We start from the raw sequence: 19523 nt of genomic DNA on the forward strand, positions 1-19523 counted from the left end.
ATATCCCATGAACCAGGAAATCAAACAACCTTATCCGCCAGCTTACGCTAATATTGATAAGGCCACCATCGAATCGGGTTTTACCATGGCCTCAGATACCTTAACCTGTAGCTTATTAAAAACACTGGCTGCTACCAAGCCCGGCGGCAAATTTCTGGAACTGGGCACTGGAACAGGCTTGTCAACCGCCTGGATACTGGATGGGATGGATGCTTCATCTACCCTTATTTCTATTGATAATGACGCCCGTTTTTTGGCCATAGCCGATCAGTTTTTGGGTGATGATAAACGGTTGGAACTGGTTTGTATAGATGGCGCCGATTGGTTCGAGCAAAATAAGCACCTAAAGTTCGATTATATTTTTGCCGATACCTGGCATGGCAAGTACCTGTTACTTGACGAAGCCATAGCCATGCTTAAGCCCGGTGGTTTATATATTATTGATGATATGCTTCCCCAGCCTAACTGGCCCGACGGTCACCATGAGAAAGCTATCCGCTTGATAGAGGTACTGGAACAACGGACAGACCTGGTGCTCACCAAACAATGCTGGGCTACAGGTATAGTAATAGCGGCTAAAAAAGCAGTGTAATAACACCAGAATTTTGTGGTTTTCATTCCTATATTTACCGCTCAGGTATATAAATTATGGCTATTGAAATTGAACGGAAGTTTTTGGTTGATCACGAACAGTGGCGGCTTCTTACCAAACCCGGGGGCAAGCATTATCGCCAGGGCTATATTTTAAGTGACGATATCAAAACTATCCGGGTACGTGTTACCGATGAACTGGGGTATATAACTATCAAAGGAAAAACAAAAGGCATTAGCCGCCTGGAATATGAATATACCATCCCGGTTAATGATGGAATAGAATTGCTAAACAATTTTGCCGTATCGGAGCTCGAAAAGATCCGCTATTGTATTAACTACGAAGGTAAAGTTTGGGAGGTAGATGAATTTTTAGGTGATAATCAAGGCTTGCTGGTGGCGGAGATTGAACTGGAAAGCGAAACAGAAACGTTTAAGTTACCCCCATGGGTCACTGTTGAGGTTACCGGCGACAAAAAGTATTACAATTCGGCTTTATCGGTAAATCCGTTTAACAGGTGGAATGCGTAACTGATACAACAAAACCTAAGCGCTTTGAGGCAAGGCTAATAAATAATCCGGCTTTGACTCGTCATAAACGGTTTTAACATATTTATTACCATCCGGACAAAGAGCGGGTATCAGCGTGGTTTTGTTACCATACTCATCAATGATGTAGGCTTCTCCTGCAGCATCCTTTATCCAATCATAAAGTTTAGCTCTTTCGGTAACCCCTTTTACATTGATGCGTTCATTTACCCATTCTAATGAATCAATAGCTACATAAGGGTTTTTGTGCAATTTGGCATCAGTTTTTATGCAAAGAATACGTACAGACATCGGCTCATTCGTTTTTTAATTAACAGGTGTTACAAAGCTAAAACAAATAGGAGTGAAGGAAAATAGGTGTTTTCACCCATTTTTTTTGCGTAAAACTACCCAAACAGTATAAAAATGATACAGTTAGCTGGTATTCCGGTAAAAATAATAAGAAGACTATCTGATAATAATACTGACCGGGATCTGGTCAAACCAGAGAAATGAGGGCGGGAAAGAACAAGGATAAAATAAAACCCCTGGTACCAATTGATAACAGGGGTTTTATTGTGCTATTTACCAGCCAGTGCCTTTTTTGGCGTTACCGTTTTTGATATGCTCTTCGGCAGTTGTTTTGCCCATGATTGCAGCCATTTTGTTGCCTGCGCTATCTTTTCCTGTTGCAATATACCTTCCTGATTTTACGTCGATAACAGGATCGATCATAGGTACATTTTTAGTTTTGGTTTTTACTGAATACGCGGTAATACCGCTTCCTTTTTCTGTTGCCATGATAAGTTCTTTTGTTTTTAATAATTGTTAACCCCATTTAATCCGAATTGTTTCGGCATTAGCTATAATTGGTTTTTATGCTGTAAACATGCATTAAAAATTTTTAATTCAAAATACCTGAAGTGAATATTTTGTTAACACATTTAATTTTTTGTTAATAACGTGTAAACAATGGTGTCCCTAAATGCCCCATTATAAAAGCAATTCTCCTTAAAATAGGCTTCCTGTGTAAAGTTATTTTTTTGAAGCAATTTTATCGAGGCCGCATTACCAGGGCTCACGTTAGCCTGGATGGAATGCAGGTTCATCGGCCCAAAACCGTAATTAATAATGGTTTCTACGGCTTCCTGCATAATACCCATGCCCTGATAGGCCGGATTTAACAGATAACCTATCTCGGCCCGGTAATTCTCTTTTTCTATCCTCCAAAAACCTATACTGCCAATAAACTCCTGCTCGTTTTTAAGCGTAATGCACCAGGTAATGCCATTATTACCGCTTAATAAATCGTTAATAACTTTTATCAGATCTATAGCGTCATCAAGTGTTTTTGCGAGCGGCCGACCTATATATTGCATAATAACCGGGTCTTTTCGCAACTCAAAAAGCCTGGGGGCATCGGCAAAAGTAAAGCGCCGCAATATCAAACGTTCGGTTGTCAGTATCGGGAAAGGATCAAAATTGGGGTTGAGCATGATAAAGAATCAAGAGTTAAGAATCAGGAATCAAGATAAGACAAAAGCCGCAGTTCTGCATAATGAGGGAAACAGAAACCGGGCGCCACGAACCATGAACCTACTAATTGGCTGATAAAATGGGCCGTTGTTTAGTCATCAGGCTGCTGTTAAACTTCAGAATCAGTTTAAACAGATCGGCATACTCAGTTAAAGGCAATGTTTTACTGATATCAAAAACATCGTGATAGGCTTTAATGCCGCCCAGTGTGTATATGAAAAAAGCGGGAACTCCTTTTTCTGTAAAATAATAGTGATCGCTGTTGGCGGCTTTCCCCCGCGGATTTACCTTTACCAGGTAATTACCCAGGCTGTTAATTTGCTTTAAGGCGGCAAATTCATTGGGGTAAACGGTGGCATTTACCACCGTTATGCCTTCGATACCGGTGCCGTCAAGATCTAAATTGATCAAAAAGCGAATGTTTTTCAACGGTATCAAAGGGTTATCGGTAAAATATTTAGAACCCAATAACCCGGCTTCTTCGCCCGAAAAACAAATAAAGGCCATGCTGTAGCGCTGCGGATGCGCGCCATAATATCTGGCTAAACTTAATAGTTGAGTAACGCCGCTGGCATTGTCATTAGCCCCAGGGAAGTAGGTGTTGCTACCCATGCCGCCCAAATGATCATAATGCGCGGTAATAACCAATACCGAATCGGGCTTTGAAGTACCTTTAACCATACCGCAAATGTTTGCTGTTTTAAAATCGGGGATCAGTTGGTTTTCCATATCGATCTGGATAGCGGACGGCGTTTGTTTTACCGATTTTTTATCCATTTGTATCAGGGTGTAATCAAGGGCCTTACCCTCAACAGACCAAGTAAGCTTATCTTCGAGCGATAAAACCACGCGATTTTCCTTATCAACAAAGTGTGTACTGTCAACCTGTTCCAGCTTGCCTGTACCAGTTACGCCTTTACTGTCGGGACTTACAATGTAATCTATACCGGGCTTAAGCTCGGCGCCATTGATCACCACTTTCATTTTACCCGGAAAGGTATTAACCGGGTAGCTAAATTCCTGTTGATAATTTTTGCCATCCATGGGCTTTACACCATACAACTTGAATTGCGCGGCCAAAAAAACGGCTGCATGATGTACGCCATCTTTGGTATAACCACGTCCCCAAAAGTAAGGCGAAGTTAAAGTATCGACCATTTTACGGGCAAACAGGCTATCCTGGGCAAGTGTGCAGTTGGCGGTTAGTAATAACAGAAGTATAAGTTTATATTTCATCTGTACCTATTCTGATCATATTTATTATGCATTGAATACTGTTTTAAGTATAATGACTATTATTCTTGAACGGCAGGATATTCATTAGTTCAGGAACAACACACCCCTCCACCTCTCTCCAAAGAGCAATAGCCCATGAAAAAGCATAAAGCGAAAATTAAGCATCTATCAACTCACCCCGACGTCGCTGCGCTCGTCACCCCTCTCTCCGCTTCGCGCATAGAGGGGATTTTTAATTCTTTTTTTCTTTACCCTCTTTGCGGCAAAGCCGCGGAGAGGGTGGTCCAGCGAAGCGTAGACCGGGTGAGCCGGCTATGCCACTTGTTTTAACCTTGTAAGTTTAAACTCCGCCTTTTCATAGGCTATTACTCTTTCAAGAGGGGAGTCGCACATGCCCTTTCTTAAAAATCGCACTTAAATAAATCACAAACATCCGTCAGGATAATTACTTTCATCATTTATAGCCGCTTATATAAAACTATCGGCTTCGCGGTATGCTTTGATCAGGGCAAGCTCACCTTCTTTACCAGGGCCTGCTGTACCGTGTTCCATCCCCAGCACGCCTTTGTATCCTTTATCATAAATATGTTTGAATATGTTTTTGTAGTTAACCTCGCCCGTGCCAGGTTCTTTACGGCCGGGATTGTCACCAATCTGATAGTAGCCTATCTCGTCATAAACCCAATCAAGGGTAGGGATGATATTGCCCTGGTTGCGCTGTACATGGTACATATCATACAAAATTTTGCATGAAGGGCTGCCCACCGCTTTGCAAATGGCATAAGCCTGATCGGGGGTGCGTAAAAACAGGTCGGGGTTGTCACTTAATGGCTCCAGCACCATCACCAGACCATGCGGCTCAATAATGGCGGTGCCCTTTTTTATCGCTTCAATTACGTTGCCGGTTTGTATACCTATGGGCAGGTTGCGCACAAAATCGCCGGGAACCACGGTAACCAGTTTGCCATTGATCCGTTTGGCTACTTCAACAGCTTCCTTGCAGCTGGCTATAAATTTATCCAGGTGCTCTGCTTTACCCGATGCCAACAGATTGGTATCATTACCTAAACCTGGCTGTACAAAAACACCCATGGCCATACCCAATTTGGCCAGCGTATCGCCAATTTTTTTCTGCTGATCAACCGGCCGGCGGGCCATTCCATTATCTTCAATACTACGAAAGCCCTGATCATAAGCAAACTTGATCTGATCAATAAAATCGTCGCCGGCATGATTTTTAAACATGCCATCATGAATGCCGTAGTTTAAATGAAAAGGCTTGCCTGTATCGGGAGCGGTAGCCTCCGCTGCCGCGGTATCCGCTTTTAAAAGCCCTGTTGTAAGTAATGATGCACCTGCCAATACAGAGTTTTGCACAAAGTTTCTGCGTTTCATAATAGGTAATTGGGATTTGAGGCAGCAATATAAAAAAAAGTTGTGAGTTTGGCTTTGAAGATACCATAGCCGAGGACCTCTTCAAACCATCGGGCCGGTACATTCGTAGTTTTTGCTAAAAAAGCGTATATTTGTACCACAAACGGAAAATTATCGCTATTTCCCATATAGCCACCGCTAATCAATCCTTGTTGACCAGGGTTCATTTTTATCCCCGCTGATACCGTTGCTGCCCGGAAATTAAATTGATGATCCTCTTCTTCATGTATGTTCAGTTCAGAACTTTTTGTTCAGTTGAAAGGGTTTTACAGGTTTTAATTGGGAGTAGCGCATTGTTTAACTAAATTTTAATAAATATGGCTAAATCGCAAGCAACCTTCATGAAAAAACAGCTCGAAAAGAACAGGCAAAAAAAGAAAGAAGAAAAAGAACTGCGTAAACAGGAGCGCCAGCAAAACAGTGGTGGCGGCGACCTGGAAAGCATGATGGCTTATGTTAATGAATTTGGTGAGATCGTATCAACCCCGCCCGAAAAGAAAGCATAAAATCAGTATTACAATGTATGCAGTGTAACAAATGTTGTTTACACTGCATAATAATTGTAATACATTTCTATTAATCCCTCTAATTGCGCAATCGCGGTAGTCCATGTTTCTGTATATGGCATTGATTTGCAGTAACTCCTTATAAGTCAGACTATAATTATCATATCCATATATTGAACTTTTTAACATTTAATTTGTCATAGCTTATATCGATATTTATAAATGGCTATAAAAATACAAATGTGCCTGCTTGTAGCAGGGATGATGGCTGCCTCCTGCTCTGGCACCCATAATAATACTGCCGATACTGTAAGTACTGGCGGTAAAAAAGATACGATAATGGCCAACGCGGCCGATGCGCCTATGGTAAATATGCAATATTGCTTTTATCATACCGATGGTCAACAGGCCCTGGATACAACCATTGTCAATATGCTCATCAACGGTGATAAGGTAAGCGGAAAAATGAGCTGGCTCCCAAAAGAGAAAGATGCACGTAAAGGAACTATTACAGGCAAGCTTAATGGCAACGCCATCAAAGCTGTGTGGACCTTTACGCAGGAAGGCTCAAAAGACACTATGAATGTAGAGTTTCAGTTAAGAGGGAATGCTCTTGCCCAAAAGCCCTATAGCTATGACGCTAAAACCGGCAGACAGCAAACCAACACAAGTGCCGATTACAGCCTGATTTACAATATGAAAAATTGTACTGATTAACCCAAATGATTATATTAGCTTAAAATAATAATGAAGAAAAGAGAAACCAGTATATTATACCTTTTATTAGGCTTGTACACGCTGATGATCAGCTGGCATTATAACCACTCGTTCATATTGCTGTTGATCCACTATTTGTTTTGGCCGGTTTACCTGATTTATGAATTATTGATCGGTCACCTGGCTAATGGTATGTGGAAAACCATCCCGCTTTCGTATTTTAATTAAATTAAACAGGTATTTTTGATATTGTTTTATAAAAACCGGCTTATTGCCGGTTTTTTTTGTATTTATAATTTATATAAAATATTGATTATCAAATAGATGATTTCGTTTTTTACGCGATTTATCTGAGTAATTGCCGTAAGCTGCCGCGTTAAAGTACGTGTGCAAGTTTCAGTAAATATGCGTTTAAAACAGCGTACATACCCTTCGCTGCCTTGTATGACCGATGATCAACTTTGATTCACAGTTCAGCGCCCTGTTATCATCAAAAAAAATGAAACGGCGCTTGCTGTATAAAACAAATTATCATCAACAATTATCAATTATTTTTCCATGAAAAGATTAAAGTACTTAACAGTAATGTTAGCTGCATTGATGCTATGCCTCGCATCATGCAAAAAAGGCGATGATGGCGCAACGGGCCCTGCAGGGGCTAATGGCGCCGCTGGTGCCGCAGGCGCTCAGGGTCCGGTTGGGCCTGCTGGTCCAAAAGGTGCCAATGGTAAAGACGGAAGCGTTATTTACAGTGGTAACACCGTTCCCCCCGCAGCTACAGGTGTAGTAGGCGATTTTTATCTTAATGTGACTACCGGCCTTTTATATGGCCCAAAAACGGCTGAGGGTTGGGGCACAGGGTTCTCCTTAAAAGGCCCTGCCGGCGCTACAGGAGCAACCGGCGCCACAGGTGCTACCGGAGCTACCGGTGCTACAGGCGCTACCGGTGCAACTGGCGCTACGGGTGCCACAGGTGCAGCCGGTGCAAATGGTAACACCACATTAAGCGGTTCCGGAGCTCCATCTGCCAGCCTGGGTCATGTGGGCGATTTTTACCTGGATAAAACCAGCTACTTCCTTTATGGTCCTAAAACAGTTTCAGGGTGGGGACCTGCCGTTAATTTACAAGGTCCTGCCGGTCCGGCTGGCCCTGCTGGTCCAACAGGCCCTGCCGGTACGGCTAATGTGATCTACTCCGGCTGGAATTACGCTACCAATTTCAGGGATACCACGATTGATAACAGCGCCTTAAAAATAGCCGATCTGGCAGCACCATCATTAACCACCAGTATATTAAATGGCGGCAGCATGGTGATATATTTTACTTACGGCGGTGGGGTTTTGGCCTTGCCTTATACCAGTAATGCCGGCGGTAAAGATAATACGATGAGCTATTTACCGCGTTTAGGACACTTTATTATCACTCGCTTTACGGCTGATAATTCCGGTTCGATACCACTGTCGAGCGTGTTGCAATACCGCTATGTGATCATCCCTGGTGGTATCAGTGTAGCAGTGGCCAAGCACGTGAATATTAATGATTACGAGTCGGTACGCAAGTTTTATATGCTGGGTAACTAATCAATGCACGTAATACCCCAAAAACAATAACAGGAAAGGGAGCGGTTTACCGCTCCCTTTTTGTTAGCAGAACATATATCAGTTTTACACCTTTTCAACCACAACGGCTGTTCCGTAGGCCAGTACTTCGGTAATGCCCTGCATTACTTCATTGGCATCGTAACGCATATTGATAATGCCATTGGCGCCCAAAGCCTGCGCGTGTTGTACCAAAAGCTGAAAAGCTTCTTCGCGGGCATTTTCGCACAGCTCTACATAAATGGAAAGCCTGCCGCCAAAAAGCGATTGAAAGCCGCCGGCAATGTTGCCCAGGGCGCTGCGGCTGCGTACGGTAATACCACGAACAACGCCTAAATGTTTGGTAACGCGATAACCCTCTAAAGAGGTACTGGTAGTAATAAGTGAAGTGTCCATTGTTTTTGATTATTGGTATAGATGCTTAGGTTAACCCTTTAATGGTTGGTATGTTTTATGGTTAGATAAAACAGGACACCTATAATTACAAATAATGTCTTTTTTATTTTTACCTGATGTCTTTGCAGGTTTTAAGGAGGCTGCTTTTACCGGTAAGTGCACAGGTATGAGCTCTGTACCCCGGTTTTAACTTTGAATACCGTGTTGGCACCTACTTCAAACTTTTGCCCGGCGGTGAAGGATTGCCAGTTAGTTTCGCCCGGCAGTAAAGCATCCAGCCGGCCCTCAATAACGGTCATGGTTTCATGGCTCGATGTGCCAAATTCATATTCGCCTTTTTCAATAACACCAATAGTGCTGCGGCCTTGTTCGGTTGTATAAGCGAGTGATTTAACCGCGCCTTCAAAATATTCGTTAACGTTGATCATACTAAAAAAATTTGAGCCTAATATGCTTAATTAAAATCAATTGTTTTATAATTTGCAAACTTCAATTACATAACGCATCGGTACAGAATGTTAAAATATGTGAAAAAAGCAACTTCGGTTGTAATTATTACTTCGTAAAAAGCGTTATTTGCATAAAATTTATATATGAAGAAAACTCAACTTATACTGCTGTTACTTTTATCAGCTATATGTATTCAAAGCTGTAAAAAGGACGTAATTACTTCTGCCTCTACAACTTCCGATAAAATACTATCTGCCAATATTAACGGTACCGCCTGGAATCCGGATACCGTTAGCGCTGCCATAACCTATAATGCTGCTACCAAAACCAAGACTTTTTCTGTTGTTGGCATCGCTTTACAGAAACAAGTAAGCCTCAGCGTAGCGGTACCGAACAGTACAAATACCACCGGTTTTCCGTTTGCTACCTTTAAAGTTGATTCTACTAAGAATAATGTTAAAATGGTTTATTCTACCCAGGCATTAATAGGAGGGAGTTTTACACCGGCACCAGGTAAAGTTGAAGGATCGGTTATTACTACGGCTATTGATTCTGTTAAAAAGGTGATAACGGGTACTTACTCGTTCAGCGTTAGGCAACTCTCTACAGATATCAATGGTAATGAGTCTATCACTACACAACAAATACAATCCGGCTCATTCACCAATTTGCCTTATACTTTTGTGAGTAACTAAGAAGCGTTTTTTTGTCTCATATTTAAGTTAAATCAAAAATATATTCCGGATCATCAACAATTGGTTGATCGCATCTAAACATATTTAAAAAGCCCGCTGTGAACTTTCGCAGCGGGCTTTTTATTTTATTGATATGTGCCGAAACCAAATTATTGACCAGGACGCGTTGGCGTTGGTGATGAAGGGCTTGGGCTTGGTGACGGACTTGGTGTATTAGGTGTTGGACTTGGATTTGGGCTTGGGTTAGGATTTGGAGTTGGTGTAGGGCTTGGATTAGGGTTAGGCGTTGGTGTAGGAGTTGGCATAGGTGTAGGACTTGGATTAGTTGGATCCGTAGGTGTAGGTGTAGGGGTTGGATTTGGTGCCGGAGTTGGAGCTTTTGGCTCTTTTTTCTTTTTCTTTTTATCCGGAACGGTATCTGTAACCGTATTGATTGCCTTTATACTCAATCCCTTAGCTTTTTGCAGGTTATCAGCCTTGTGATTACCAGCAAGTACCACAGAAGCCGCAAATGTAAGCGCGATGGCTACTGCTGTTATTCTTGAATTCTTCATAATTAATTTCTTTAAATGTTTTAAAAATTAACTAATATGATAACATGGGCCATTGAAAATGGTTTTGATAAATTGAAAATTTTGGATTCATCGTGCTGATCATATGATTATTAAAGTTTAATAGCTGCTGTGATATATCGTCTTACGAGGGCATTACCTTTTAATCCAAACAAATATTTGATATAAGTATTAGTTTGATATGGCATCGTCAAAAAAATCGATTTACAGCGCGCTCGCCGCTAATTTATTGATAGCGGTTACCAAGTTTGCAGCAGGTGCAATAAGTAACAGCGCTGCTATGGTTTCCGAAGGAGTGCATTCAGTTGTTGATACAACAAACCAATTGCTGCTTTTGCTGGGCCTGCACCAGAGTAAAAAGAAACCCGATGCAAGGCACCCGTTTGGCTATGGAAAAGAACTGTATTTTTATTCGTTCATTGTATCTATACTTATTTTTGGCCTGGGCGGTGGTGTTTCTATTTATCAGGGTATTAACCACATCATTAGTCCCGATGTGCCGGGCAACCCAACCTGGAGTTATGTTGTACTCTGTTCTTCTGTTTTGTTTGAAGGTACTTCGTTCATCATATCGGCAAAGGAGTTTAACAAATTGCGAGGCGACCAAACCTGGTGGCAGGCCATCACTAACAGTAAAGACCCATCCACCTTCCTGGTGCTTTTTGAAGACGGTGCCGCGGTTATCGGACTATTTATGGTGATGATCTGTTTATTCATAGGTCACCATTATCACCTCGATTACCTGGATGGCGTAGCCTCTTTATTGGTAGGTCTGCTGCTTGTTGGGGTATCTGTTATACTGGCGCGGGAAAGCCGTAGTTTGCTCATGGGCGAGGGGATAAGCCAGCAAACCAAAGCCCGGATCACTGAAATTGTAGAACATGACGCGGATGTGTTAAAACTAATTCACATCCTGTCAACCTATCAATCGCCAAGCGAAATATTGCTCATGCTCATCATCGCGTTTAAACCCGGTCTGGATACAGGGCAGCTCAATGAAGCTATTTCGCGGATCCGTAACCGGGTAAAGGACGAGTATGGCCTCATCCATTTTGTGATCATTCAGCCCGATATTTACCTGGATAAAATAAGCCCCGATGTGCAAACGTATATTTAAACCGATGCGGAAATAAACGATAGGATTCTCGTAAAATAGCTGTATAATGCAGTAATAAACCAGTCGAAAAAATGAACAACTACGCACCTGTACAGCAAAGCCCCGCCGCCGCTGTTAGAACCATGAAAATTATACACGGCGCCTTACTTGCAGGGCAGGTATTGTTTGCCAGCGTTGCCATTGCCACAGGTACCAAAACCTTATATTTTAATGGCAGAGACACCAAAGATGTTTTTTTCTTTGTAGGTCCGGCCCTGGCCTTCGGCTGCATTATCGCGGGCTTTTTTTTATTTAAAAAACTAATCGATCGCCTGTCTCAAAAAACTGATCTGCAAAGTAAAGTGACCGGTTACCAGGCTGCATTTATCACAAGAGCAGCCTTGCTGGAAGGGCCTTCACTTTTTAATATCGTTGCTTTTATGTTAAGCGGTAATTTATTTTACCTGTTCATATCGGTTCTGCTGATGCTTATTCTTTTCCGGAGCAGGCCCACTGCTAACCGGATAGCAGAGGATCTGCAACTGGGCTATGATGACAAAGCGGAATTGGGGGCGGTTTAAATTCGATAAAGCATGCTGAAAACCCACCTTTTGTGCCAATTTCGCTCAGTCAAATGATAAGTTCGCGAAGTTTTAAGCTGTAAACGATCTGTACTTTTATAAACCAATTTATAAATGTGATTGATTGTTAAACAAATATTCCCTCCGTAAAATGATGAAACGTATCCTGCTTTCTTTGTTATTGCTCGCCACCGTAGGTGCCGTTAAAGCTCAGCCCGTATCAACTAATAGCGAAAAAGTTAAATGGTTTACCGATGCCCGTTTCGGTATGTTTATTCATTGGGGATTGTACAGTGCCGCCGAAGGGATCTGGGAAGGCGAACGCCTCAGAAATGGAAATAACTATGCCGAATGGATCCGCTATCGCAACCGCATACCCCAAGCAGAGTATGTTCAATTAGCCAAACGGTTCGATTGGAATAAGATCGACCCTGAGCAATGGGTAGTACTGGCCAAAAAAGCAGGAATGAAATATATCCTCATCACCGCCAAACATCATGATGGGATAGCTATCTGGAACTCCAAAGTAAGTGATAACAATTTAAGCAAACTCAGCGGCACTAATCGCGACGTATTGAAGGAGTTAGCTGCTGCCTGTAAAAAACACGGTATGAAACTGGGTTTTTACTATTCGCACTGGTTGGATTGGGAGCATCCGGATGGCTGGGATCATAACCAGGAAATAACAGGCCGTATTACCGATGAGCAATACAATAAATACTGGCAGGGAAAGGTTCTGCCGCAACTGCGCGAACTGTTAACCAATTATGGCGATGTTGCCATGATCTGGTTTGATATGTGGGTTGATTATAAAACAACCATTGTAAAAAAAGAGCAGCTGGAGCAGGTTATTAAATTGATACACGAGCTGCAACCGGCTTGTTTAATCAATTCCAGGTTGGGCCTGCCTGCAAATACTCCGGGTATTGATTTTGAAACTATGGGTGATAATCAGTTAGGCGCAGCTTATACCAGTCATCCCTGGGAAACATCAGGCACAATAGCCAACTCGTGGGGATACAACGCGCTGGAGAATGAGTATAAATCAACCAGTCAGTTACTACAATCGTTAATTGGTAATGTTAGCCTCAACGGCGGATTTACTTTAAACATCGGTCCCCGGGCAGATGGTGCCGTACCCTACGAGGATCAAACCAGGTTGAACGACATAGGTACCTGGCTATTCAAAAACGGGGAATCAGTATACGGATGCACCGGTCTTCAATTACGACCAGATCAGCATGATTGGGGAAGGATAACCACCAAGAAACTGGATAACAAGCAGATGGTTTACCTGCAAGTGTATAACTGGCCGTTGGATAAGCTGTTACGTTTAACCGGCATCCTGTCGAAACCCGAAAAAGCGGAGCTGATCACCGATGCAGGCAGGGTTGCCCTAAACTTTACACAAACAGGCCCGTATACCCATATTCAATTGCCAGATGCTGCGGGCGATCATTTTGTATCTGTAATTGCGCTGCAATATGCAGAACCAGTAACGCTTGACGAAAAAGCAGTAGCAGAATCTACATTTGGCGGGTTGGCCCTAACCGGCAATAATGCTTCGGAAAAAACAGCAGCCTATAAAAAAGTACCGTTTGATGGCTTACGTCCTTCACACATGATCATCAACAGTGATGGTTTATTGACCTGGCAGGTTTATGTACCGGCTGCTGGAGCTTATAACGCGGATATATCATACCACAATAATTCAAAAAGCGCCACGCTCATAAAAATTACAGCCGGTGATCAAACCCTGTCTGTATCGTTAAAACCAACGGGTAAGATGGTTGTAGAGCCCCATGACAGTTATACCGATGAATTTGTAAACGATAAGGTAGGTGCGTTCAATTTCCCTAAAGAAGGCTTTTACAAGGTCACTTTAAAGTCTGATGCAAAAGAGCAGGCAGAATTATTACTGAACAGGATCTGGCTAAGTAAAAAGTAAAAACACTAAAGATTTTTTGGCAAGCCAAAAGAGTGAGCCAAAAAAACGGCGGGTTGTGCTATTCCCTCTTGAGAGGGTAATAGCCATGAAAAGGCGGAGTTTAAACCGACAAGGCTAAAACCAAGCCGCAGAGCAGACTCACCCGGCCCACGCTACGCTGGACCACCCTCTCTGCGGCTTTGCCGCAAAGAGGGTAAAGAAAAAAAGAATTAAAAATCCCCTCTATGCGCGAAGCGGAGAGAGGGGTGACGAGCGCAGCGACGTCGGGGTGAGTCGATAGATGCTTAATTTTCGCTTTATGCCTTTTCATGGGCTATTCCCCTTTCAAGAGAGTAATAGCCTATGGTTAGGCATAACGGACAAATAACATTAAAAAAGGGGCTGTCACCCTGAGCACCGTCGAAGGGTCGAGCAGAGGCCTGCCCGCCATGCTTCGACAGGCTATCCATGACACCCTTTTTTGAACAAATGTTTAATCATGGGCTATTTTCCCTTCCTGGCCTATATTATTGCCAATCTAATGTCATTAAATTGGCGTTAGTTTAATATTAAGTAATTGTTATTCTGATTTTTTTTATTTTCCGCCTTTTAATAATCCCGGTACCGACATGGTTTGAAATAACCCCGCCAAACCAATTCTGGGAAAACTAAAGGCGAGTTGTTTTTCATGGAAAATAAGTTAAGGTTGGCCGAATATAAAGTGCTTTTATACAGGCTTTTTTTAGGGTATTTGTTTTATTTTATAGCAAGGGTATTATTTTTTGCTTTTAATACCCACCTGTTTGCGGTTGATAGTTTTTGGGCGCTGCTTAAATTGTGTTACTACGGTATGGCCTTTGATACCACCGCGTTGCTTTATACCAATAGCTTATTTATTCTGCTTAGTGTTTTGCCGCTCACTATAAATACGCAGCCTAAGTTTCAAAAAGGCATGGCTATACTGTACTTTGTTACCAATTTGCTGGCCTATGCTACTAACTTTGTTGATGTTATTTACTATCGCTTTAGCCAGGTACGCTCAACCAAGGCAACGTTGGATGTATTGGCCGATGAAAACAACAAGAAATTGCTGTTCACCCATTTTTCTGAAGCTTACTGGTACGTGATCCTTTTATTTATACTGTGTTCGTTTTGCTGGATCTGGTTGTATAAACAAGTGAAGGTAAAGCCAGCAAAAGTAACCGACAAAAAAGTATACTTCTTATCATCTGTAGTATCATTCCTGCTTATCCTCGCGCTGGTTATCGGTGGTATCCGGGGCGATTTTGCGCACAGTACCCGGCCTATTAATATGGTTGATGCGTATAAACATGTCACCGTACCTAACCAGGGCGATATTGTACTCAATACCCCTTTCGCTATTTTCAGAACCTTACATAGCAATAACTTCAAATTACAGCACTGGACAGACGAGGAATACATCAGCACAAACATTAAGCCCATAAAGCAGTACAGCACCCAACCTGCCAGTAAACCCAATGTGGTGATCATTATACTGGAGAGCATGGCCCGCGAGTATTGGGGCAGTATGAACCGCGATGTAAGCATACCCGGCTTTAAATCATATACACCGTTCCTGGATTCCCTATCCAACAGCAGTCTGATATTTACCAATGCCTATGCTACAGGCCGGCAGTCTATCCATGCCATGTCGTCGGTATTGGCGGGTATACCATCGTTTCAGAATGCCTTTACCTCATCACCTTATGCCAAGCAAAAGATCCAGTCGGTGGTATCTATTTGCGATAGTATGGGGTACCAAACCTCGTTTTTCCACGGAGCTGCAAACGGCTCCATGGGTTTTCAGGGTTTTGGCAGTATTTTGGGATATAAGCATTATTACGGTCGTACAGAATATAATAATGATAAAGATTTTGATGGCATCTGGGGTATTTGGGACGAGCATTTTTTTCAGTTTATGGGCCGTACGCTTACCCGGCAAAAACAACCTTTTATGGCTACATTGTTCACCTTGTCGTCGCATGATCCTTATCAGCTGCCCGAAAAATATAAAGAAAGGTTTAAGGGAGGTCCGCTGGCTATTGATAAATGCGTTCAGTATACAGATAATTCCTTGCGCATCTTTTTTAATTATGCCAAAACGCAGCCCTGGTTCCAAAACACCATTTTTGTGATCACTGCCGATCATACCAGCCAAACCTACTACCCAGAATATAGTAAACAGGTAAACCGCTTTGCAGTACCCATACTATTTTACAGCGCTAATAGCGCCTATAAGCTGAAAGGTGTTCGAACAGACCTGGCTTCGCAAATGGATATCTATCCAACGGTAGTCGATCTGATAGGTTATAACAAACCATTCAGGTCATGGGGTAGGAGTTTGATTAGTAACCTGCCAACCGAAACGCCGCGGATCATCAATTCCATAGGCAATATCTATCAGTTGATGGAGGGCAATTATACTTACCTGTTCGATGGGAAAAATATCACCGGCATATTCGCGGTTACCGATAAAGGTTTGGATAAAAACCTGGCTACCGGCCAGCTTAACCCCGAAATGCAAAGAGGAGAGATGGACTGCAAAGCCTTTATCCAGGATTATGCCGACAGGATAGTAAATCGTAAACTGGCGGCGAACTAAGCATATCCGGTTAAACCTTAGCTGTTATCAGGGCGGCGCCTGCCGTATCAATCTGCACATGGCAATCGTTTACCGATATGTGATGTTTAAATTTGCCGATGGCGTCGATCCAATCCCGGGAAGTACAAACCGGCGCATTGATCTGTACCGATTCTACCAATACTTCATGGCCATCGAGAATAAGGCGCCAGCACCGATCCTGACCATTGCTATCAGTATTGTAACGTATTTTAACCTGGCTGAATTGTTTGTTCATGTTATTAGCGAAAGGGGTTCTGGATAGGAACGGTGGGCTATATGGGCTTATTATGGCAAATGAAAAAGCATCGGAAATGTTACAGATGGGTGTATAGTTGATGGTTCATGATAGATTTGACAGAAGCCGCAAATGAAAAACGGACTGTCAGTCTGAGCTGTCGAAGACTCGTGCGCAGAGGCTGCCCACCATGACACTGCGCTGTTCGAGGTCTCTGACTTCGAACGATTATGCCCGTAGTCTTTAGACTACGGGAGGAAAGAAGTAATTAAGGTAGTTGCAAACTACTTGCATAATTATCCGAAGTCTGAGACTTCGGACAGCTCGAGATCAGCAATTAAGTGAACCGGTTTTTTAACACCATCTTTCAGCATCTTCAATTCTGCCACTATAATAAAGCTCACGATCACCAGGAAACCCCAGGAACTTATTTTTTGATAGTTCACCATGGCCCAGCCCTGGTGTTGGTATGCATATTTCCAGGCGCCAAGCAGGGTAGCCAGGTTTTCGGCCAGCCAGATAAAAAAGCCGATAAACAGGAACGAAAGGATGGTGGGCATACGGTACAGCTTGCCATTCAGATTAAATATGACTACCGATCGCCAGAAAAAGTAGAGGATCAGTAAACCGATGAGGTAACGCACATCATAGAAAAACTTATTAGTGAAAAAGTTCAGATAAATAAGTACGCCTATGATGCGTGCGGTACGATGATGTGGCCAGTTGATGATCCGGAGCTTTAACCGTCGCCAGGCCTGGCACATATAGCTGGCCACGCTGGCATACATAAAGCCACTGTACAAAGGCACACCAAAAACTTTGGTATAAGCAAATTCCGGATAGGCCCAGGAACCGTAATGCACTTTGAACAACTCCATCCCAAGGCCCAGAAGATGAAATAAGCAGATCACCAGTACCTCATCTTTGGTTTCGATTTTGGTGCAGTACATGATGATTTGTATGGATATACAGGATATCAGCATAAAATCATACCGGGGGATAATCACCTTAAATAAATGCGAAACAGCCAGCATCATAAAAACCAATGCCGGGAACAGGCAGGATAAGGCTTCCTGCTTAACAAATGTAAAAAAGTGACCGGCTTTAAGTCCGAAGTCTGGAGTCCGAAGCCTTAAGTTAAGTTTAGGTTGAAAGTCCATGATGAAGATTGTTTTTCGGTGAGCTATTTAAAAAATCCGACTTAAGAATCCAGACTTACGATTTGTGACTTGTAGGCTACAGGCAGCAGCGCGTTACGTAAAAAAGCGTTGAGCCTTAACAGCTTTAAAAACTTGTATCCCCATAACACCGGTCGTAGCCAGGGTATAGTATTTAAGCGGAGGTGATTGCGTATTTCGGGTTGTACCACCAGTAATTGGGCCTGTTTTAATACCTGGTAACGCGCCGCACCCAAATGACGGCGATATTGATGATACAAGTCGACCGTTAATTCACTTTTAATCAGGTTTTGCCGCAGATGCTCGCGGCGCATGTCCAGGTATTCCGAATAGGTTGCAGGTAACCCGGTAAGCTGCATGCGCGTACCTACCCGTTTAAATACGGCAAAGGTCTGCGCTTTCTCTAACAGGGTAAGCGGCCGCTCCAGCAGTTCATAGGAACTGATAGACAGATCGATGAGGAGGAACAATACATCACGATAGGCCCAGTCGGGTATTTGCGTGCCCCTGCTGGTTTCCACACTTCTATGAATGGCGGTGATCCTGTCGATGGCTTGCAGGGCCTCATCGCGTTCCGAAAAAATGATCTGCCGTGAATAAGCTACCGTTGAGAATAGCCGGCCCAATGGATCGGCCGGGAGCTTCCCGGTATAATACAGCCAATCCACCGCCTTGTTCAGGGAAAATTCGGCCGCTGCTCCCGCGAAAATAAACAGGATGGTATCGGCTTTGCCCCATATCTTTCGCACTATAGAGTGCTCATCTACAAAATATTCCATATTTATTTTTTTGGATTGCTTATTCTTTGTATAGCCCCCACCGGACGTATTCTGCATTGCTCTATTATTATAATAAGAACGAAACCACCGGTATAGCACAGTATATCCGTCCACGAAAAAGAATTGCCCAACAGCAGCTTGATGGTTTTTGAATTTTGCAGATCCAATAGCCTGGTTAAATGAAAATATTGCGAAATCTCAATAGCATAAGCTACCAGCAATGCCAGCAAAGCTGCTTTAAGCGTGGGTATATTAAAGAAGCTTTTGATGAGGCAGTAAAGAAATAATACAGCCAGAAAATCGCCGCCATAAGACCGGATGATATTATCGTGAACATAACGGGCAATCAGCATCTCCAGCAAAAAAAGCAGCAGGGCAGGAGTAAAATATCGGTATGATTTTATCATTAAAAGTACTTTGTAATTCAAAGTAACTAATAAAAAATTATAATTCCAAACAGAAAAATGAGTGAGGACTTCCCGGCGAAATTATTTGCTGGATCTAAGCCTTGATTTTTGTAATATTCAGTGAACGGCAGCCCGGTTTTTCTGATCAAAAAGGAAAAGTTGGACTGTTTTGTTAAGAGAAGATGCAGCCCAAAAACCGACCGTTTGATATATATAGTTATTTGATTAATTAAAACTTTTTAAAGTTTTCAAAACCCTTCAGAAATTTGTTAAAAAGTGTTAAAATGGATGGTTTTGAATGAATTTTGAGCAGTTTTAGCTCCGTTTTGGCCCTACTTTTTGATAGAAAAGTGTTAAAATAAAGCTTTAAAAAGTTTTGGAGTAATATATGAAGGTGGTTAAATATTAATGCTCCT

Annotated in this window: 23 protein-coding genes; 11 read left to right on the forward strand and 12 right to left on the reverse strand. The window is 42.6% G+C overall.

The window, feature by feature from the left end; translation table 11 throughout:
• Positions 1 to 7 precede the first annotated feature (7 nt).
• Together ACNURT_RS11545 and ACNURT_RS11550 are read left to right on the forward strand one after the other, a co-directional pair.
• The gene (locus ACNURT_RS11545) at positions 8 to 592 is read left to right on the forward strand and encodes an O-methyltransferase (RefSeq protein WP_419701873.1); all 585 of its coding nucleotides are present in this window, start codon (positions 8 to 10) and stop codon (positions 590 to 592) included.
• Between the two features lie 56 nt (positions 593 to 648).
• Positions 649 to 1122, forward strand: coding sequence for a CYTH domain-containing protein (locus tag ACNURT_RS11550; protein ID WP_419701874.1), 474 nt, complete (start codon positions 649 to 651; stop codon positions 1120 to 1122).
• Positions 1123 to 1137: 15 nt separating this feature from the next.
• Here the strand turns inward: ACNURT_RS11550 and ACNURT_RS11555 are convergent, their stop codons facing one another.
• From ACNURT_RS11555 to ACNURT_RS11575, 5 genes are all read right to left on the reverse strand, one after another.
• Positions 1138 to 1431 (reverse strand): hypothetical protein, encoded by a 294-nt coding sequence (locus ACNURT_RS11555; RefSeq protein ID WP_370994262.1) that lies wholly within the window; start codon positions 1429 to 1431, stop codon positions 1138 to 1140.
• Positions 1432 to 1704: 273 nt separating this feature from the next.
• On the reverse strand, positions 1705 to 1920 hold the full coding sequence (locus tag ACNURT_RS11560; RefSeq protein ID WP_370994261.1) for a hypothetical protein: 216 nt from the start codon (positions 1918 to 1920) through the stop codon (positions 1705 to 1707).
• Positions 1921 to 2063: 143 nt separating this feature from the next.
• Positions 2064 to 2615, reverse strand: coding sequence for a GNAT family N-acetyltransferase (locus ACNURT_RS11565; RefSeq protein ID WP_419701875.1), 552 nt, complete (start codon positions 2613 to 2615; stop codon positions 2064 to 2066).
• Positions 2616 to 2718: 103 nt separating this feature from the next.
• On the reverse strand, positions 2719 to 3891 hold the full coding sequence (locus ACNURT_RS11570) for a M28 family metallopeptidase (RefSeq protein ID WP_419701876.1): 1173 nt from the start codon (positions 3889 to 3891) through the stop codon (positions 2719 to 2721).
• A 468-nt stretch (positions 3892 to 4359) separates the two neighbouring features.
• On the reverse strand, positions 4360 to 5286 hold the full coding sequence (locus ACNURT_RS11575; protein WP_419701877.1) for a hydroxypyruvate isomerase family protein: 927 nt from the start codon (positions 5284 to 5286) through the stop codon (positions 4360 to 4362).
• A gap of 356 nt (positions 5287 to 5642) precedes the next feature.
• Between ACNURT_RS11575 and ACNURT_RS11580 the strand changes: the two genes are divergently transcribed.
• The 4 genes from ACNURT_RS11580 to ACNURT_RS11595 all read left to right on the forward strand — a co-directional run bounded on the left by ACNURT_RS11580 (position 5643) and on the right by ACNURT_RS11595 (position 8129).
• Positions 5643 to 5831, forward strand: a complete 189-nt coding sequence (locus ACNURT_RS11580; protein WP_419701878.1) for a hypothetical protein — start codon at positions 5643 to 5645, stop codon at positions 5829 to 5831.
• A gap of 222 nt (positions 5832 to 6053) precedes the next feature.
• Positions 6054 to 6548, forward strand: coding sequence for a hypothetical protein (locus ACNURT_RS11585; protein WP_419701879.1), 495 nt, complete (start codon positions 6054 to 6056; stop codon positions 6546 to 6548).
• Positions 6549 to 6578: 30 nt separating this feature from the next.
• Complete coding sequence (locus tag ACNURT_RS11590) at positions 6579 to 6776, forward strand: hypothetical protein (protein ID WP_370994255.1); 198 nt, start codon at positions 6579 to 6581, stop codon at positions 6774 to 6776.
• A 330-nt stretch (positions 6777 to 7106) separates the two neighbouring features.
• On the forward strand, positions 7107 to 8129 hold the full coding sequence (locus tag ACNURT_RS11595) for a hypothetical protein (RefSeq protein WP_419701880.1): 1023 nt from the start codon (positions 7107 to 7109) through the stop codon (positions 8127 to 8129).
• An 84-nt stretch (positions 8130 to 8213) separates the two neighbouring features.
• Here the strand turns inward: ACNURT_RS11595 and ACNURT_RS11600 are convergent, their stop codons facing one another.
• A complete protein-coding gene (locus ACNURT_RS11600; protein WP_172336782.1) occupies positions 8214 to 8543 on the reverse strand; it encodes a YbjQ family protein in 330 nt (109 codons plus the stop codon).
• A gap of 146 nt (positions 8544 to 8689) precedes the next feature.
• Positions 8690 to 8971, reverse strand: coding sequence for a pyrimidine/purine nucleoside phosphorylase (locus ACNURT_RS11605; protein WP_419701881.1), 282 nt, complete (start codon positions 8969 to 8971; stop codon positions 8690 to 8692).
• Between the two features lie 165 nt (positions 8972 to 9136).
• On the opposite strand from ACNURT_RS11605, the gene ACNURT_RS11610 reads away from it, so the two are divergent.
• Positions 9137 to 9688 (forward strand): hypothetical protein, encoded by a 552-nt coding sequence (locus tag ACNURT_RS11610; RefSeq protein ID WP_370994252.1) that lies wholly within the window; start codon positions 9137 to 9139, stop codon positions 9686 to 9688.
• Between the two features lie 149 nt (positions 9689 to 9837).
• Here ACNURT_RS11610 and ACNURT_RS11615 read toward each other — a convergent pair whose 3' ends face one another.
• Positions 9838 to 10242, reverse strand: coding sequence for a hypothetical protein (locus tag ACNURT_RS11615; RefSeq protein WP_419701882.1), 405 nt, complete (start codon positions 10240 to 10242; stop codon positions 9838 to 9840).
• A gap of 199 nt (positions 10243 to 10441) precedes the next feature.
• Here ACNURT_RS11615 and ACNURT_RS11620 point away from each other — a divergent pair, with 199 nt between their 5' ends.
• The 4 genes from ACNURT_RS11620 (at position 10442) to ACNURT_RS11635 (ending at position 16487) form a co-directional block, all read left to right on the forward strand.
• Complete coding sequence (locus ACNURT_RS11620) at positions 10442 to 11377, forward strand: cation diffusion facilitator family transporter (RefSeq protein WP_419701883.1); 936 nt, start codon at positions 10442 to 10444, stop codon at positions 11375 to 11377.
• 71 nt (positions 11378 to 11448) lie between these two features.
• Positions 11449 to 11937, forward strand: coding sequence for a hypothetical protein (locus ACNURT_RS11625; RefSeq protein ID WP_419701884.1), 489 nt, complete (start codon positions 11449 to 11451; stop codon positions 11935 to 11937).
• Positions 11938 to 12088: 151 nt separating this feature from the next.
• Positions 12089 to 13885: an alpha-L-fucosidase gene (locus ACNURT_RS11630; RefSeq protein ID WP_419701885.1), complete on the forward strand. Its 1797-nt coding sequence runs from the start codon at positions 12089 to 12091 to the stop codon at positions 13883 to 13885.
• Between the two features lie 667 nt (positions 13886 to 14552).
• Complete coding sequence (locus ACNURT_RS11635; RefSeq protein WP_419701886.1) at positions 14553 to 16487, forward strand: LTA synthase family protein; 1935 nt, start codon at positions 14553 to 14555, stop codon at positions 16485 to 16487.
• A 10-nt stretch (positions 16488 to 16497) separates the two neighbouring features.
• Here ACNURT_RS11635 and ACNURT_RS11640 read toward each other — a convergent pair whose 3' ends face one another.
• The 4 genes from ACNURT_RS11640 to ACNURT_RS11655 all read right to left on the reverse strand — a co-directional run bounded on the left by ACNURT_RS11640 (position 16498) and on the right by ACNURT_RS11655 (position 19107).
• Positions 16498 to 16743 carry a hypothetical protein gene (locus ACNURT_RS11640; protein WP_419701887.1) on the reverse strand — a complete coding sequence of 82 codons (246 nt, stop codon included), beginning with the start codon at positions 16741 to 16743 and terminating at the stop codon, positions 16498 to 16500.
• 296 nt (positions 16744 to 17039) lie between these two features.
• Positions 17040 to 17903: a DUF817 domain-containing protein gene (locus ACNURT_RS11645; protein ID WP_419701888.1), complete on the reverse strand. Its 864-nt coding sequence runs from the start codon at positions 17901 to 17903 to the stop codon at positions 17040 to 17042.
• A gap of 41 nt (positions 17904 to 17944) precedes the next feature.
• The gene (locus ACNURT_RS11650) at positions 17945 to 18700 is read right to left on the reverse strand and encodes an oxygenase MpaB family protein (protein WP_419701889.1); all 756 of its coding nucleotides are present in this window, start codon (positions 18698 to 18700) and stop codon (positions 17945 to 17947) included.
• A 2-nt stretch (positions 18701 to 18702) separates the two neighbouring features.
• Positions 18703 to 19107, reverse strand: a complete 405-nt coding sequence (locus tag ACNURT_RS11655) for a DUF2809 domain-containing protein (RefSeq protein ID WP_419701890.1) — start codon at positions 19105 to 19107, stop codon at positions 18703 to 18705.
• Positions 19108 to 19523 lie beyond the last annotated feature (416 nt).

The sequence above is a fragment of the Mucilaginibacter sp. NFX135 genome, from assembly GCF_048565145.1.
Taxonomy (GTDB): domain Bacteria; phylum Bacteroidota; class Bacteroidia; order Sphingobacteriales; family Sphingobacteriaceae; genus Mucilaginibacter.

What these genes read in the sequence shown, in the direction of transcription:
- ACNURT_RS11545 (WP_419701873.1), top strand. Translation starts at nt 8, where the DNA reads ATGAACCAGGAAATCAAACAACCTTATCCGCCAGCTTACGCTAATATT.
- ACNURT_RS11550 (WP_419701874.1), top strand. Translation starts at nt 649, where the DNA reads ATGGCTATTGAAATTGAACGGAAGTTTTTGGTTGATCACGAACAGTGG.
- ACNURT_RS11555 (WP_370994262.1), bottom strand. Translation starts at nt 1,431, where the DNA reads ATGTCTGTACGTATTCTTTGCATAAAAACTGATGCCAAATTGCACAAA.
- ACNURT_RS11560 (WP_370994261.1), bottom strand. Translation starts at nt 1,920, where the DNA reads ATGGCAACAGAAAAAGGAAGCGGTATTACCGCGTATTCAGTAAAAACC.
- ACNURT_RS11565 (WP_419701875.1), bottom strand. Translation starts at nt 2,615, where the DNA reads ATGCTCAACCCCAATTTTGATCCTTTCCCGATACTGACAACCGAACGT.
- ACNURT_RS11570 (WP_419701876.1), bottom strand. Translation starts at nt 3,891, where the DNA reads ATGAAATATAAACTTATACTTCTGTTATTACTAACCGCCAACTGCACA.
- ACNURT_RS11575 (WP_419701877.1), bottom strand. Translation starts at nt 5,286, where the DNA reads ATGAAACGCAGAAACTTTGTGCAAAACTCTGTATTGGCAGGTGCATCA.
- ACNURT_RS11580 (WP_419701878.1), top strand. Translation starts at nt 5,643, where the DNA reads ATGGCTAAATCGCAAGCAACCTTCATGAAAAAACAGCTCGAAAAGAAC.
- ACNURT_RS11585 (WP_419701879.1), top strand. Translation starts at nt 6,054, where the DNA reads ATGGCTATAAAAATACAAATGTGCCTGCTTGTAGCAGGGATGATGGCT.
- ACNURT_RS11590 (WP_370994255.1), top strand. Translation starts at nt 6,579, where the DNA reads ATGAAGAAAAGAGAAACCAGTATATTATACCTTTTATTAGGCTTGTAC.
- ACNURT_RS11595 (WP_419701880.1), top strand. Translation starts at nt 7,107, where the DNA reads ATGAAAAGATTAAAGTACTTAACAGTAATGTTAGCTGCATTGATGCTA.
- ACNURT_RS11600 (WP_172336782.1), bottom strand. Translation starts at nt 8,543, where the DNA reads ATGGACACTTCACTTATTACTACCAGTACCTCTTTAGAGGGTTATCGC.
- ACNURT_RS11605 (WP_419701881.1), bottom strand. Translation starts at nt 8,971, where the DNA reads ATGATCAACGTTAACGAATATTTTGAAGGCGCGGTTAAATCACTCGCT.
- ACNURT_RS11610 (WP_370994252.1), top strand. Translation starts at nt 9,137, where the DNA reads ATGAAGAAAACTCAACTTATACTGCTGTTACTTTTATCAGCTATATGT.
- ACNURT_RS11615 (WP_419701882.1), bottom strand. Translation starts at nt 10,242, where the DNA reads ATGAAGAATTCAAGAATAACAGCAGTAGCCATCGCGCTTACATTTGCG.
- ACNURT_RS11620 (WP_419701883.1), top strand. Translation starts at nt 10,442, where the DNA reads ATGGCATCGTCAAAAAAATCGATTTACAGCGCGCTCGCCGCTAATTTA.
- ACNURT_RS11625 (WP_419701884.1), top strand. Translation starts at nt 11,449, where the DNA reads ATGAACAACTACGCACCTGTACAGCAAAGCCCCGCCGCCGCTGTTAGA.
- ACNURT_RS11630 (WP_419701885.1), top strand. Translation starts at nt 12,089, where the DNA reads ATGATGAAACGTATCCTGCTTTCTTTGTTATTGCTCGCCACCGTAGGT.
- ACNURT_RS11635 (WP_419701886.1), top strand. Translation starts at nt 14,553, where the DNA reads ATGGAAAATAAGTTAAGGTTGGCCGAATATAAAGTGCTTTTATACAGG.
- ACNURT_RS11640 (WP_419701887.1), bottom strand. Translation starts at nt 16,743, where the DNA reads ATGAACAAACAATTCAGCCAGGTTAAAATACGTTACAATACTGATAGC.
- ACNURT_RS11645 (WP_419701888.1), bottom strand. Translation starts at nt 17,903, where the DNA reads ATGGACTTTCAACCTAAACTTAACTTAAGGCTTCGGACTCCAGACTTC.
- ACNURT_RS11650 (WP_419701889.1), bottom strand. Translation starts at nt 18,700, where the DNA reads ATGGAATATTTTGTAGATGAGCACTCTATAGTGCGAAAGATATGGGGC.
- ACNURT_RS11655 (WP_419701890.1), bottom strand. Translation starts at nt 19,107, where the DNA reads ATGATAAAATCATACCGATATTTTACTCCTGCCCTGCTGCTTTTTTTG.